Raw genomic sequence first — 14,758 nt, 5'->3', positions numbered from 1 at the left:
TATTCCAATACGCAAAAAAACATCCCCGCATATCAGCAGGGATGTTGTTAAAAACACTTTTTCTACGATCAAAACAGCCAGCAAATTATCCTCGTTTAGCTCCGCGACCGCCACGTTTAGTTTCAGTAGCACGTTTTAAAGTGGTCAAACGCTCTTCACTGTCTTTTAAGAAACGCGCCATTTTTTGCTCAAAATTCTCTTTAAACGGACGATCTCGATCGTTTGGACGATTATTCGGGCGTGGACGTTGAGGACGTTCTGGTCGCTCAGCTTGTGGCTTGGCTTTACGAATAGATAAGCCTATTTTGCCGTCAGCTTCCACATTCATCACTTTTACTTCAACCATATCTCCGACTTTCAAATGCTCGTTGATATCTTTCACATAGTTGTCAGCGACTTCACTGATATGAACAAGACCTGTTGAGCCACCTGGTAGTTCGACGAATGCGCCGAAATTTGTGATTCCTGTTACTTTACCTTGTACCTTGCTGCCTACTTCAATTGACATAAAAAAAATGCTCCTCCTTAAAAATTAAGCCGGCTTCTTTAGAAGCCTTGTAATAGTAAAATCGGACCCAAAAATAAAGATCTCCATTCTTAATTATATCCAACAAAAAAAGAGTGTCAATAAGACTACTCTTTTGAATCAATGTTTTTGTCATCATTTTCTTCATTTTCAGGGATAGCAAAAATAATTTCATTGTCTTCTGAAAGGAAATATTCTTTTCTTGCAAGCTTTGCAATATATTCATCATCATTTAACTTTAAAATTTGAGATTTCAACATGTCGTGTTCGTCTTGAACTTCTTCTAAGGCTTGAAGAACTTCTACCTTTTGGTTTTCTTTAGCAGCTAGCGCTTGTGATTTATCAAACATTGTAAGCGTTAGCCAACCCATTACTACAACTACAATGACAGCGAAAGCACCCAATCGTCTAAACAAACGGGTTTTATGTGCTTTTTCACGCTTCTCTAGGCGTTCAACCGAGCGGACATAATCTTTATTAATGGATGAAATATTACGATTTTCTTCAGTTTTCTTATTCACACCCAAGTTGTTCACTCCCAGCCATAATTTGTCAACTTATTAGTAGTTGCTATTATAACTGATAAATCATTTTTTTTGAAGGGTCCTTCGGGGTATTTTTTCATTTATTTTATTAAATAGTATTATCAAAGGCCATAGTATAACCATAAATAGTTTAACAAGGACACGAATAATATTACGTATGATTGTCACAATTAAATGAATGACCCACCATATTGGATGTACAATTAATCTCATAAATACCCTTCTCACAAAAAGCATTGGTGTTCGAAACCATAACTCATAACAAATGATTCCAACAATTTGAGCACACGGATCGTATATTCTCCACGTTCCATCTCTTAACTGAAATAATAAGTAGAAACTCGCAATTCCGAGTCCTATCCATAATAAAATTTCAAAAAATCTTTGATAACGCCTAATAATTGCACCTGGACGGAGAGCTTGACAACTGTCACGAAAACTTTCAACTAAAAAACCTGTGGCCACGCCACTTAACATCATGGCCAACAGACTTAAGAATTGATATGAAATCGTCATCCAAACAATTTATGCAGGAAGTTACGGGTAGGTTCACGATCTTCATCATCGTATTGGAAAGTTCGCACATGACCTTCAAGAGTCAGTAACCCTTTGTCCACATCTAGATGCACAATCCGTAACTCTTCACCTTTAATACTTAAATGTCCTTGTGAAGTTTTTACTGCAAACTCTTCTGCGTCAAAACGCTCAATAGATTTGACAGATGTTAAGTCCATACGCTTACGATTTCGTAAACTAATAACGTGGTCTCCTGATGGAATCGTGATAGATGGATGTTCGGCTTGATATTGCATAAAATTCCTCCTTTACTTGTCCAGTCCATTAACTATATGCAGACAAACAAAAAAGCATGACCATTTTTGGCCATGCTCATTAATTAATTAATCTTCATCATCGACAAATTCAGGATCAACCTTTTCAAGTCTTTCTTCTTTTAAGATGGTATACATCATTGTTGACTCTTCCTTTTTAACAACTTCTTTCAACATCTCAATACATGCTGTTACAACCTTTTGGCCAAAACGAATGGCTAATTCGTCGCCCACTTTAATGACTGAACTTGCTTTACTTACTTTGCCATTGACTGTAATACGTCCTTGATCTGCCACTTCTTTTGCAAGTGTACGTCGTTTAATTAAACGTGAAACTTTTAAAAATTTATCTAATCTCATATCATTCATCCCCTTTGGATTGTTTGGCTTGTTGCCAAAATGCTTCGAGTTCATCTAATGTATATTCACTGAACTCACCTTTACCTCGTGCTACGCTTTCCTCAACAAATTGAAAACGTGTTTTAAATTTGCGATTCGCATGTATCATTGCCTCTTCAGGCGAAAGACCATAAAAACGAGCTACATTCACAATTGTGAAGAGTACATCGCCAAGTTCATCGAGTTGTGATGCTTTAGTACCGGCGTTAATTTCATGGGTAAATTCTTTCCACTCTTCTTCAAATTTCAACCAAGCACCCTCAGCATTTGGCCAGTCAAAACCAACTTTGGCTGCGGCTTTTTGGAAGTTGTAAGATGTCAAAAGTGACGATTCTGAGCGTTCTTGTCCATCTAAAACAAGTATATGTTGATTCCCTTTTTCTTCTGATTTCAATTGTTGCCAGTTGCGCAATACATCTTCTGAACTTTCAACTTTTACGTCCCCAAAGACATGTGGATGTCTGCGAATCATTTTAGAAGAAACGCTTTCGAGCACATCTTCTAAGCTAAAGTATCCATCATCTTCACCAATTTGAGCATGTAAGAACACTTGAAGCAAAATATCGCCTAATTCTTCTATCATGCCATCATCATCTTGGTCATTTACAGCTTGTAAAAATTCATGAACTTCCTCTATTAAATATTTCTTTAATGTCTCATGTGTTTGTTCGCGATCCCATGGACAGCCTTCAGGTGCGCGAAGCATAGCGATAATCTCTCTAAATGTTGACCATTCTTTTAATCGTGCTTCCCGCTTGTTTGTCGGCGGCACATAAATCGTCGTCAAATTGTTCAGTTCTGCAGCACGGTCGAGTTCGTAAAGCGGCACGACTCTCAATAGCTCATCTGCAGAACCAGCAGCCGTTACAATGGTTACGGGATAATCCTCTGGATACTTCTCCATTAACGTTAACTTCACGTCAGACGCACTGTACGCATCATATACTTGAGCGATTAAGACATGTTGAGACATTTGAACGTCGTCTCTTTTAAACATCGTTCCATCAAGCAACTGAAAACCTTCAATTGGGTCAATGCGTAATGCATTAAAAATAGGGTCTAAAAAGCTTTGCCCACCAACAATTTCAAGTTGAATGCGTCCCTCTGTTTCTGCTTCCACTAACCACTGAACGGTTTGTTCCGCAACTAAAGGATGACCTGGAACTGCGTAAAATAAAGAATCTGATTGTGATAATGTGATTAATGTTTCAACAATTTCTTTATACACGGCTTCAAAAGCATCGTGTTTTTCGTAAATGGCATCAAAACTTTCAAACGAAATTCCTTCATTCACTAGTTCCTGTAACACCGGATGTTCAGCTGTTCGCACATAAAGTCTTTGTGCCTTCACTAATTTTTTATACACACCTAGCGGTAACTGCTCTAAATCTCCCGCTCCTAAACCAAGAACTGTAATCGTATGCATAAACGTCACCCCTTCCTCTTTTCACTATGTAGCCACAATTGAATCATGGCCATTCTCCGCCCAAGTGGCAATAAAAACCATTCTTTTTCCGCAACAATTCGACTCTTTGCTATATATAGTAAAAAGACAGTTGCCCCTAAACCTACACTGCTGAGGGCTGTAAACATGGCTCTTAAGCGACTTGAAAACCCATCAAATATCCAACTATCTGCAATAATTCCCCACATCATTACGATGACAATCATAAATAACGAAGCTACACCTAAATGGCCATAAAATTTGGCTGTGGCGAAACGAATCTTCCAAATTGAATAGACATACACGTATAGACTTAGCGTGATAAAGGCAAATCCAACATTACTAGCAATCGCCGCCCCCATTATTCCATATTTAGGGAGTAACCAAGCATTGCATAGCCACTTAAGAATAAGTCCAGTGATTAACAAGAACGCTGGAAGAACAACTTTTCCTAAACCTTGTAGAACAGACGTCATGGTTAAGATTAGCGACAGCCAAAATATTTGAATACAGAATATCATTAATGTTGCTGATAAGTCTCTCGTTTCAAACAACATTTCATTAACTGGTGGTAACACCAAAATGAGACCTAGCGTCGCTGCCGTTCCGAATAATAAGGCAATCCTAAACGTTAATTGTGCGTAAGGAATAGCATTTCTACCCGACTTTTTTTGGGTAGTATGGGCAATTAACGGAACTATGGAGAGTGACAAAGTAGAAGCAATTAGAATTCCCATTTGAACAAGAGGTAAGCCTCTGTCATAGGTCCCTTTCGTTTCCATCGCGGTTAAACGATTCATTCCCGTTTCAGTTAAACTACTAAAAATCGTAAATGAGTCGACTAATTGGAAAAATAACAAGATAAGAGAACTCATACTGACACTTAAACTAATAATAGTCAGATCTTTAATAATTGGACCAACCGGAACTTTGCTCTGCCTTTTCTTAAATAAACTATACGATAGTTTCTTTCGTATAAATAAAAGAAGCAATATGATACCAGCGATTTCGCCCACGATGGCACCTAGTAAGGCGGTACTCCCTGCCGTATATAATGATGCGCCCGTCTTCACGACAACATATGTACCTACTAAAATAACTGTCACGCGCACCATCTGTTCAATAACTTGTCCATATGCAACAGGTTCCATTCTTCCTTCAGCTTGAAACGAACCTTTTAGTAGCGCCAAAATAGGCATTAATAACACCACAAACGATCCAGTACGAAGAAGTTGGGCAAGTTCTTTATCACCCATCCATCGTGCTAATACATCTGCTCCTGTAAATAACAACGTAAAACTGACAATTGATATCACACTTAGATAAATAAATGCTATTCGTAAGATGGTCGATCGCTGATCCAAGTTTGACTGGTCATGTGCATCTGCTAAAAGTTTAGAAATAGCGACAGCAAATCCATACGAGGTCCAAACAGTTAATACCCCGATAAATGGATAGACTTGCTGATATATGTAAAAACCTTGATCCCCGACAATATTTTGAAAAGGAATTCGGTACACTGCACTTAAAGCCTTGACGATTAGGGCAGCAATTGTCAACAAAACTGCACCTTTCATAAATTTTTGCATCGTCCATTCATTGTTCATAGTTGTTCCTCATTCCAATCAAGCAATAGCTAGCGCGGACGAATCCACTTTTAATGACTTCTATTATAACATGAAAAAAAACGTCTTCTTATGTGATTAAGAAGACGTTTTTCTACATTTAGTGTTCCATTTGTTTGGCTAGAAAATGTGCTGCTGTTTCTACTGCTTTTGTTTCTGAATCTCCAATAAAATGAACTTTTGATATTAAGTAAACAGCACCAATTGGGTTGCCATCGACAATAATCGGCGCAACACAATACGATTTCACTTGTTCAACTTGACCTGGAATCCATTCTACCGCTTTTTCCATTTTTTCCGATACGATCGTTCGTGATTGCAAAATTTCTTCTGCTTGTGAGGATAATCGACGATTTAAATAATCTTTTTTCGATACACCTGCCACTGCAATCATTTCATCCCGGTCGCTAATAAAAGCGGGTGTGCCAAGTGTCGCATACAGCGTTTCTGCATACTCTTGCGCAAAACTACCGAGTTCACTAATTGGGGAATACTTTTTTAATATGACTTCGCCATCTCGGTCCGTAAAAATCTCAAGCGGGTCTCCTTCACGAATTCGGAGAGTTCTTCTAATTTCTTTTGGAATGACGACACGGCCGAGGTCATCAATTCGTCTGACGATACCTGTTGCTTTCATCCTTGTTGCCTCACTTTCAACAGAATTCAAATTTCTTTGATTTCTACCTTAGTATGCATCAAGATTGGACAAAATATGCAAGTCCGTCATTGCTCACCAAAAAAGGAATCTAATTCTTTTGAGCTTGAGGTAAAATCATCATCATCGCTTCTAAAACATCAAACGGATGATGTGTACCCGTTTTCTTTTCATCAATAGATAATAACAATTGTTGGTTAGCGTTCATCTGGAATCCTACTGCTCGCCCGTAAACCATTGATGACTCCACTAACATGGCACCGTTCGTTGTCTGAGTGCCACTTTTCGAAAATTTCACAACCAGTTGTTTATTCTGTTCTTTAATTGATTCCACATTCGCTTGTTTTGCCCAAACTTTCATTCTTGAAATTTTCATTAAGCGTTCTACCTCAATTGGCATATTTCCAAAACGGTCGATCAATTCATCCACTAAGTCTTCGTAATCCTTCTCATTTTCCACTGCTTTAATTCGTTTATACATCTGAATTTTTTGGAATCCATCTGGAATATAAGCATCAGGTAAATAAGCATCATACGGTAATGAAAATTCGACATCAAGGATTTCATCTTTTTTGATGCCACTTTGTTTTTCTTCGATTGCTTCTTGTAACATCTGAGCATATAAGTCAAAGCCGACTGAATCGATAAAGCCATGTTGTTGTGACCCTAATAAATTCCCTGCTCCACGTATAGATAAATCGCGCATGGCAATTTTAAATCCTGAACCCAGTTCTGTGAATTCTTTAATGGCTTGTAATCGTTTTTCAGCCACGTCAGTTAACACTTTATCACGTTGATACATGAAGTACGCATAAGCCACACGATTTGAACGGCCTACACGTCCTCTTAATTGATACAATTGCGACAGTCCCATACGGTCTGCATCTTGCACAATAAGCGTATTCACATTAGGAATATCAATCCCTGTTTCAATGATGGTCGTCGTTACGAGCACATCAAAGTCACCTTCTAAAAATGACAGAATAACGGATTCTAGCTCTCTTTCCGCCATTTGCCCGTGCGCAAAACCTACACGCGCTTCAGGAACAAGCATCTGTATCTCATCCACTTTACGTGCCATATCTTCAACTCGATTATACAAATAAAATGATTGTCCACCTCGAGCCATTTCACGTTCAATAGCTTCTCGAACAAGTGATCCATTTTGTTCCATTACATATGTTTGAACAGGAAAACGATTGGCTGGTGGTGTTTCGATAACCGATAAGTCACGAACGCCAATCATCGACATATGAAGTGTTCTCGGAATAGGAGTAGCAGTTAATGTTAAAACATCGACATTCGTCTTTAAATGTTTGATTTTTTCTTTGTGTGTCACACCAAAACGCTGTTCTTCATCGACGATAAGCAATCCTAAATCATGATAGACAATATCTTTTGACAATAAACGATGTGTCCCAACAACTACATCTACTGAGCCTGCTTTTAATCCTTTAGTCGTCTCAGTTTGCTCTTTTTTTGACCGGAAACGACTTAATAATCCCACTTCTACTGGGAAATCAGCAAATCGTTCTTTCATGGTCTCGTAATGTTGTTGCGCTAAAATGGTCGTCGGTACTAGAAAGGCTACTTGTTTACTCTCTTGTACTGCTTTAAATGCAGCTCGAATCGCCACTTCCGTCTTGCCGTATCCAACGTCCCCACAAATCAAGCGATCCATTGGTCGTTCTTTTTCCATATCCCGCTTAACTTCTTCAATTGAACGTAATTGATCATCCGTTTCTTCATATGGAAATGCTGATTCAAATGCTTGTTGCATGTCTTGATCAGGCTCAAAAGCATGCCCTTTTTCAGACTCGCGTTTTGCATACAGTTTAATTAAATCATCTGCAATATCTTGCACCGCAGCTGTTACTTTAATTTTCGTTTTCTTCCACTCAGCGCCACCTAGTTTATGGAGCTTTGGTTCTTTCTCTTCTGAGGCGACATATTTTTGAATTTGGTCAATTTGATCAACTGGAACAAATAATTTATCTTCCGCACGATAACGAATGTGTAAGTAGTCTTTATGAATCCCATTGATTTCAAGCGTCTCTATCCCAATATACTTTCCAATACCATGATGAATATGAACGATATGATCGCCAGGTTTGATTTCAGAGTAACTTTTGATACGCTCAGCATTCGTCATTTTTTGTGGACGTGCTTTCTTTTTCGGACGTTGCTTAAACAGCTCTTCGTCTGTTAGAACCGCTAAGCGCTGAAGAGGCAATTCAAACCCACTCGACATTTCACCTTCTACGATATAAATACCAGGTTGTTCAGGTGCATTTTGTTCCCCTAACACATGACCTATCATGCCGTAATCTTCGAGTACATCTTTCACTTTTTTCTGGCGCTCTTCACCATCAGCTAATACAAACACAAAAAATTTGCCCGCTTCAAAACGTTCCATTTCATTTTTCAAGAGGTTCATTTGCCCGTGAAAATGTTGCATTTGTTTACAAGAAAACGCAATTGATTTTTGTAATTTAATACCGGAGAATGTGCGTGCAAACAAAGAAAGATACACTTTCCGCTGATTTAACATGGCAAGAATCTCTTTAAAACTGAATGACAATTTCACATCATGGACGGTTTTTCCTTCTTCAAGCAAGGAAATATACCAATCTTTTTCTTCGCGTTCTAGTGATTCTGTCGTTTCTTGTATCCGTCCAAGCTCATCAAATAACACCAAACCATCTTGTGCAAAATAATCGCCCAAGAAAGTAGGGTGGTCTTCTAGTATGGAGACATACTTCGTCATTTGTTCGGGTACATCACCCTGTCTAAGCAATTCGATGTCATGATTGATATGTTGTAGAAGCAGTTCTTTCGTTTCAGACTTCTTCAGTTTTTTCAAACTAGAAGCCAATGAATCTTCTAATTTTTCAGCAAGAATAAGAAGTTGTTGACGTGTCCAAACAAATTCTGTTGCCGGAAGAATACAGACCTCTTTTAGTTTTTCAATTGAACGTTGATCTTCTGCTGAAAAGGTCCGAATTGAATCGACTTCCGTATCGAAAAATTCAAGTCGAACTGGATGTTGCAAATAGATGGGGTAAATATCTAAAATACCTCCACGTAATGCAAAATCACCGGGTGCGGTAACCATTGCTTGCCTTGAGTACCCCATCGCAACCAATTGATCTAGCCACTCATCCATCACTACTTGTTGTCCAATGGCGGTTTCAAGGCGGCTCGCTCGCCATTGCTTTAAGTTTGGCATATGACGTCTCAGTCCTGCAATTGGCGTAATAACGACACCACGCTTCTGTGAATGCATAAATTCAAGCGTCTCAATGCGCTCTGCTCTAAGTTCAGGACTTGATACTGACAAATCCGCAGCAATCAACTCATCTGCAGGATATAAACGCACTGCTTCTTCTCCTAGCAGCTTTACCATATCTTCAAATAACCGCTGAGCCTGTAATAAATTCGGCGAAACTATTAAAATCGGTCTCTCCGTCTCTTTTGCTATCGACTGAATGAAAAGTGGACGTGCTCCCCCAACGAGGCCTGTTACAAGTTGCTGGTCGATACCTTTTTTAATATCTGTAAGCAACGTGTTTATATGATGATCTTTCATTAATAATTGATGTAATGGTTCCATATGAACCTCCTTACTTAGAAAAGTGCAAAAGCCTACTCTAGCTCGACCTCCGCCGGTAGAAGAAACGAATCAAAAACCTGTTTTCGAATGAGACTAAGGTTAGGTCGAGACGTCCTGCTCCTGCGTTTATTCGTCGCAAAATGCATTCCTAAGAAATCTTGTCGCAACGCCTTCATGACCTACATCCTGTGGCCCCAAGCGGAGGTGCGAGCTGGGCTTCGGAGTTAGACATAAAATATAGAAATCTTATGTTTGCTCTCTTACGAATAACCGCAAAGAGCAGGTGCTATTAAAACAGAAAAAGGCTTTGTGCGCGAAACCCGCGCCAAAGCTAATTCCTATTGTATCCACTTTTGCATAGCATAGTAATTTGGGTTATCCCGTAAAGATTTTTCACAATGCTCACAAATACTGGTTACTGTTAATGTTCCCTCTTCATCCTGTGTGATAAACTCTTCTGCAAATTCTTCTCTCATTTGCTTTACTCGACCATGCTGCAGAGCGGATTGGCCTGATAGATGCCCCATTTCTGTCTTGCAATGCCGACACTTTACACGAATTGCCATAATACGGACCGGCCTCCTTTTTCAAAGTATAGACCGGCCGACCTAAAATTATTCCTTATGCCCCATTAAAACGGTTCATCACTTCTAGAAATGGTGAGGATAACCAATATTCACATGCATCAGCACTCTTCGTTATGGCCTCATCCACCAAAGGTTTTTCATCTGGTTTAAACCTAGATAATACATAATCAGGTACTTTCATGCCAGCTGGTGGTCGATCCACACCAACACGAATGCGATTAAATTCTTGTGAACCTAGGTGTTGAATCATGGACTTAATACCATTATGACCACCTGCACTCCCTTTTTGACGAAGTCTTAACTTGCCAACTGCGAGATCCAAATCATCGTAAATGACCACAATATCCTCTTCCGCAACTTCGAAATAATCCATCATTGGTACGATACATTCACCAGACAAATTCATATAAGTGAGTGGTTTCACGAGCAAAACCTTGCCTTCTGGTCGATGAATAATTGTGTACATCCCTTTAAACTTCATTTGGTTTAATGGGGTGTTGAAACGTTTTGCAAGTTCATCGATCACATCAAATCCGATGTTATGCCTTGTATGTTCATACGGTTTTCCAGGATTGCCGAGTCCGATTATCATTTTCATAAACGATACTTCCTTTACTTACTGAATACTTTCCATTTTACCACAAAGAATGGAATCCATAAAAAAAGGGATTGTCAATTGACAATCCCTTTTTGAAAAATAGCTTATTCTTTTGGTTTAGTTGCTTCATCTGTGTTTTTTTGTTCAGCTTCTTCATCTTTAGCTACAGCCGGTTCATCTGCAGTAGTTTCTAATTCTTCATCTGAACGTGGTGCAGTAACTGATACTAAAGCGAAGTCATCTTCGTTCAAAATTTGGAATTCGGATTTTTCACGAATATCGCCAACTGTTAAGGTATCACCAATAACAAGTTCCGAAACATCTACTTCGATTGATTCTGGAATTGCAGAAGGTTTTACTTTAATTGTTACTTCACGGTTTGATTGATTCAAGACGCCACCTTCGCTTACGCCTACAGCTTCACCCGTTGGTACTACTGTTACACTTACTTCTAATTCATCAGACATGTTAATAGCCAAGAAATCAGCGTGAACAAAATTCCCTTTTAAGACGTCCATTTGGTAATCACTTAATACAACATTCACATTTTTACCATCAACGTCTAATTTCATGACACCGTTACGTCCTACTTCACGTAATGTTTTCAATAAATCTTTTTCGCTTACAGCGATTGAAGATGTATCTGTTTTATAACCATAAACGACTGCAGGTACGAAACCTTCACCTCGTAATTTAGTTAAGTTTGATTGTTGTGCAATGTCACGTGTTTGTGTTTTTACTGTCGTAGCCATCTATATTCACTCTCCTGTATGATTCATTCTATTTCTATGTTTACCCAACAGAGCAAAAATGAAACATGGAGAACATCAATCAAATAAAGTACTAACAGATTTCTCTTCAAAGACACGTACGATTGCCTCAGCTAATAAATGAGCAACTGATAATGTTTTGATCTTCGGTGAGGTCTTTTCTTCAGGTAATTCAATTGAGTTTGTTATGACTAATTCTTTAATAACAGAGTTGTCGATACGCTCAATTGCAGGTCCTGATAATACTGGATGTGTACAACATGCGTATACTTCTTTCGCTCCGCTTTCTACAAGTGCGTTAGCTGCAATCGTAATTGTACCTGCAGTATCAATAATATCATCAATAAGAATGCAAATTTTACCATCCACATTACCTACAATGTTCATAACCTCAGCTACGTTAGGACGTGGACGACGTTTATCAATAATCGCTATAGGTGCTTTTAAACGATCCGCCATTTTACGAGCTCGTGTAACTCCACCATGATCCGGTGAAACAATAACAATTTCAGATGGATCAATATTTTTCTCTAAGAAATAATCAGACAAAATTGGTACTGCGATCAAGTGGTCGATTAAGATATCAAAGAACCCTTGAATTTGAGGAGCATGTAAATCTAATACGATGGCACGAGTTGCACCAGCAGTTTCTAGTAAGTTAGCCACTAGTTTCGCTGTAATTGGTTCACGTGCGCGTGCTTTACGGTCTTGACGAGCATAACCGTAGTAAGGAAGAACAACATTTACTGTACGTGCAGAAGCACGTTTCACAGCGTCTACCATAATTAAAAGTTCCATTAAGTTTTCGTTTACAGGAGAAGATGTTGACTGGATGATAAAGACATCACACCCACGAATACTTTCTTCAATGTTAATTTGAACTTCACCATCGCTAAAACGGTTAACTGAAATTTTGCCAAGTGGTAAACCCACTTCTTCCGCTAATTCTCTAGCAAGTGACTCGTTTGAGTTTAATGAGAAAATTTTTAATTTTGTATTTGCGTATTGGTAAGACATGATGTTCCTCCTGTTATTTTAATTTTAGTTTTTGTGCGTATCCTTCTTTGTTTTCTTGGCGTGCTCGACCAATTGACAAAGCTTGTGCAGGTACATCTTTTGTAATGGTTGATCCAGCTGCTACATACGCACCTTGACCAATTTTTACAGGAGCTACTAAGTTTGAATTACATCCTACAAAGGAGTCATCCTCAATCGTCGTTAGGAATTTATTTTTACCATCATAATTCACAGTAATTGTGCCACACCCAACATTTACACGTTCTCCAACTTCAGCATCTCCAATATAACTTAAATGTGATACTTTCGATTGGTTACCCAATTTTGTTTTTTTAATTTCCACAAAATTACCGATTTTAGCTTCGTTGCCGATTTCTGAATTTGGACGAATATGAGCAAATGGCCCAACTGCCGTATCTTCTCCAATAACACTTTCAGTAACGACAGATGAATGTACGGTTGTGCGATGTCCAATTTTACTATTTGTAATTTGACTATTTGGTCCGATTAAACAATCTTCGCCTACTTCACTAGCTCCTTCAATCATAACGCCAGGTTGCAACACGGTATCAGAACCGATAATTGCATCCGCACTAATGTAAGTATTTGCTGGATTGATAATCGTTACTCCGTTTCGCATATGTTTTTCGATAATGCGTTTACGCATCAACGTTTCAGCTTGCGAAAGTGCTACACGATCGTTCACACCAAGCGTTTCTTCAAAATCATCTGTTGCGAAAGCAGAAACGATGTTTCCTTGAGATTTCAAGATCTCAATCACATCTGGTAAATAGTATTCACCTTGTGAATTATCATTTTTCACCAGCTTTAATGCCGCAAATAAAGCTTCATTATCAAAGCAGTATGTGCCCGAGTTAATTTCTTTTACTAGTTGTTCTTCAGCCGATGCATCTTTTTGCTCCACAATACGTTCAACATGCCCATCAGAATTGCGAAGAATGCGACCGTAACCTGTAGGATTTTCTGGAATTCCAGTAAGAATCGTCGCCTTAGCCGAAGTTTCTTGATGGTGTGCTAGTAATGCTGTCATCGTTTCAGGACGGATTAGAGGTGTGTCACCGCAAATGACAAGTGTTGTCCCGACTAACTTCCCTAAAGCAGCATCTGCTTGTAAAACAGCATGTGCCGTTCCTAGTTGTTGTTCTTGAAGTGCATATTCACTGCGACTTCCGAGCTGGTCTTGTACTTTTTCAGCACCATGACCTACGATGGTCACAATGCGTTCTACTCCAATTCCCTCGATGTGATCAACCACGTGTTCAACCATAGGTTTACCACATACAGGGTGCAAAACTTTATATAATTTGGACTTCATACGTGTACCTTGACCTGCAGCTAGTACCACTGCATATGTATGTGTCATTTTGTAAGTCCTCCAGTATGTTCAATTTACTCTTTTGACTATAGCCGAAATACACTCGTAATTCAAGGAAATCCCGCTTGACAAAATAGTGACAAAACCATTATGATTAATCATTTTTCAATAAAAAGAACTTCTCACCCAAATGGTGGAAGTCCTTTCCTTGTTAATTCATTTGTTTTTCACGTTTTACTTGGCGAGCAAAAAATTTTATCATTTCAGGAATACTTACCAGTGTTGGTAAGTAAATATAGTTAAACCACCTTTTACAGTGGAACGAGTTGTAAAATTAGAACAAAACTCTTTCCTAATCGCCTTTTTCCAATAAAAAAGAAACCTATCATGGACATGACAAGTCTCTTCATTTGTTCTATTGCTCTATTAAGCACCAGCTTCTTCATATGCAATAACGTCTTCTTCGCGAGACTCATGGTATGCGTGTAATACCGCTTCTTGAATTTTCGTTCGAGTTCCAGTATTAATCGGATGAGCGATATCTCGAAATTCTCCATCTGGCGTTCGTTTACTTGGCATTGCCACAAATAGCCCTGCGTTGCCGTCAATGACACGAATATCATGTACGACGAACTCGCTGTCTAGTGTGATGGAAGCAATGGCACGCATGCGGCCATCAGTTTGTACTCGACGTAATCTAACATCAGTTACTTCCATTCCTTATCCCACCTTTCTTCATAGATGATTTACAGACTCTGACAACTATATTCTACATTTATCATAATTTTCCTTCTTTTTTAATAGAATATTTTA

The 14,758-nt window shown here is 38.8% G+C and carries 15 protein-coding genes; all 15 read right to left on the bottom strand.

Annotated elements, in window-relative coordinates; all coding sequences use genetic code 11:
* Nucleotides 1-85 precede the first annotated feature (85 nt).
* Nucleotides 86-508 carry a S1 domain-containing RNA-binding protein gene (locus C8K15_RS16825; RefSeq protein WP_024536352.1) on the bottom strand — a complete coding sequence of 141 codons (423 nt, stop codon included), beginning with the start codon at nucleotides 506-508 and terminating at the stop codon, nucleotides 86-88.
* Nucleotides 509-633: 125 nt separating this feature from the next.
* The gene (locus C8K15_RS16820) at nucleotides 634-1,047 is read right to left on the bottom strand and encodes an FtsB family cell division protein (RefSeq protein ID WP_233260544.1); all 414 of its coding nucleotides are present in this window, start codon (nucleotides 1,045-1,047) and stop codon (nucleotides 634-636) included.
* A 66-nt stretch (nucleotides 1,048-1,113) separates the two neighbouring features.
* Nucleotides 1,114-1,587, bottom strand: a complete 474-nt coding sequence (yabQ, locus tag C8K15_RS16815; RefSeq protein WP_369973778.1) for a spore cortex biosynthesis protein YabQ — start codon at nucleotides 1,585-1,587, stop codon at nucleotides 1,114-1,116.
* Complete coding sequence (gene yabP, locus C8K15_RS16810; protein ID WP_108587529.1) at nucleotides 1,584-1,883, bottom strand: sporulation protein YabP; 300 nt, start codon at nucleotides 1,881-1,883, stop codon at nucleotides 1,584-1,586. Before yabP ends, yabQ begins: the two co-directional genes overlap by 4 nt.
* A gap of 87 nt (nucleotides 1,884-1,970) precedes the next feature.
* Nucleotides 1,971-2,261: an RNA-binding S4 domain-containing protein gene (locus tag C8K15_RS16805; RefSeq protein WP_108587526.1), complete on the bottom strand. Its 291-nt coding sequence runs from the start codon at nucleotides 2,259-2,261 to the stop codon at nucleotides 1,971-1,973.
* Between the two features lies 1 nt (nucleotide 2,262).
* Nucleotides 2,263-3,726, bottom strand: a complete 1,464-nt coding sequence (gene yabN / locus C8K15_RS16800) for a bifunctional methyltransferase/pyrophosphohydrolase YabN (protein WP_108587524.1) — start codon at nucleotides 3,724-3,726, stop codon at nucleotides 2,263-2,265.
* 5 nt (nucleotides 3,727-3,731) lie between these two features.
* The gene (locus tag C8K15_RS16795; protein WP_108587523.1) at nucleotides 3,732-5,351 is read right to left on the bottom strand and encodes a putative polysaccharide biosynthesis protein; all 1,620 of its coding nucleotides are present in this window, start codon (nucleotides 5,349-5,351) and stop codon (nucleotides 3,732-3,734) included.
* Between the two features lie 118 nt (nucleotides 5,352-5,469).
* Entirely contained in the window at nucleotides 5,470-6,006 is a 537-nt protein-coding gene (spoVT, locus tag C8K15_RS16790; RefSeq protein ID WP_108587521.1) for a stage V sporulation protein T, read from the bottom strand.
* 109 nt (nucleotides 6,007-6,115) lie between these two features.
* On the bottom strand, nucleotides 6,116-9,637 hold the full coding sequence (gene mfd, locus C8K15_RS16785) for a transcription-repair coupling factor (protein ID WP_108587519.1): 3,522 nt from the start codon (nucleotides 9,635-9,637) through the stop codon (nucleotides 6,116-6,118).
* A 338-nt stretch (nucleotides 9,638-9,975) separates the two neighbouring features.
* Nucleotides 9,976-10,203, bottom strand: a complete 228-nt coding sequence (locus C8K15_RS16780; protein ID WP_108587518.1) for an anti-sigma-F factor Fin — start codon at nucleotides 10,201-10,203, stop codon at nucleotides 9,976-9,978.
* Between the two features lie 55 nt (nucleotides 10,204-10,258).
* Nucleotides 10,259-10,822, bottom strand: coding sequence for an aminoacyl-tRNA hydrolase (gene pth, locus C8K15_RS16775; RefSeq protein WP_108587516.1), 564 nt, complete (start codon nucleotides 10,820-10,822; stop codon nucleotides 10,259-10,261).
* Between the two features lie 104 nt (nucleotides 10,823-10,926).
* Nucleotides 10,927-11,574 (bottom strand): 50S ribosomal protein L25/general stress protein Ctc, encoded by a 648-nt coding sequence (locus C8K15_RS16770; RefSeq protein WP_108587514.1) that lies wholly within the window; start codon nucleotides 11,572-11,574, stop codon nucleotides 10,927-10,929.
* 75 nt (nucleotides 11,575-11,649) lie between these two features.
* Complete coding sequence (locus C8K15_RS16765; RefSeq protein ID WP_108587512.1) at nucleotides 11,650-12,609, bottom strand: ribose-phosphate diphosphokinase; 960 nt, start codon at nucleotides 12,607-12,609, stop codon at nucleotides 11,650-11,652.
* Nucleotides 12,610-12,622: 13 nt separating this feature from the next.
* Complete coding sequence (gene glmU / locus C8K15_RS16760) at nucleotides 12,623-13,993, bottom strand: bifunctional UDP-N-acetylglucosamine diphosphorylase/glucosamine-1-phosphate N-acetyltransferase GlmU (protein WP_108587511.1); 1,371 nt, start codon at nucleotides 13,991-13,993, stop codon at nucleotides 12,623-12,625.
* Nucleotides 13,994-14,371: 378 nt separating this feature from the next.
* A complete protein-coding gene (gene spoVG, locus C8K15_RS16755) occupies nucleotides 14,372-14,662 on the bottom strand; it encodes a septation regulator SpoVG (RefSeq protein WP_108587510.1) in 291 nt (96 codons plus the stop codon).
* Between the last annotated feature and the right edge of the window lie 96 nt (nucleotides 14,663-14,758).

The sequence above is a fragment of the Paenisporosarcina sp. OV554 genome, assembly GCF_003058165.1.
Classification (GTDB): Bacteria; Bacillota; Bacilli; order Bacillales_A; family Planococcaceae; genus Paenisporosarcina.
The sequence above is the reverse complement of the archived record's forward strand: the minus strand, read 5'-3'. Positions and strand labels throughout refer to the sequence as shown.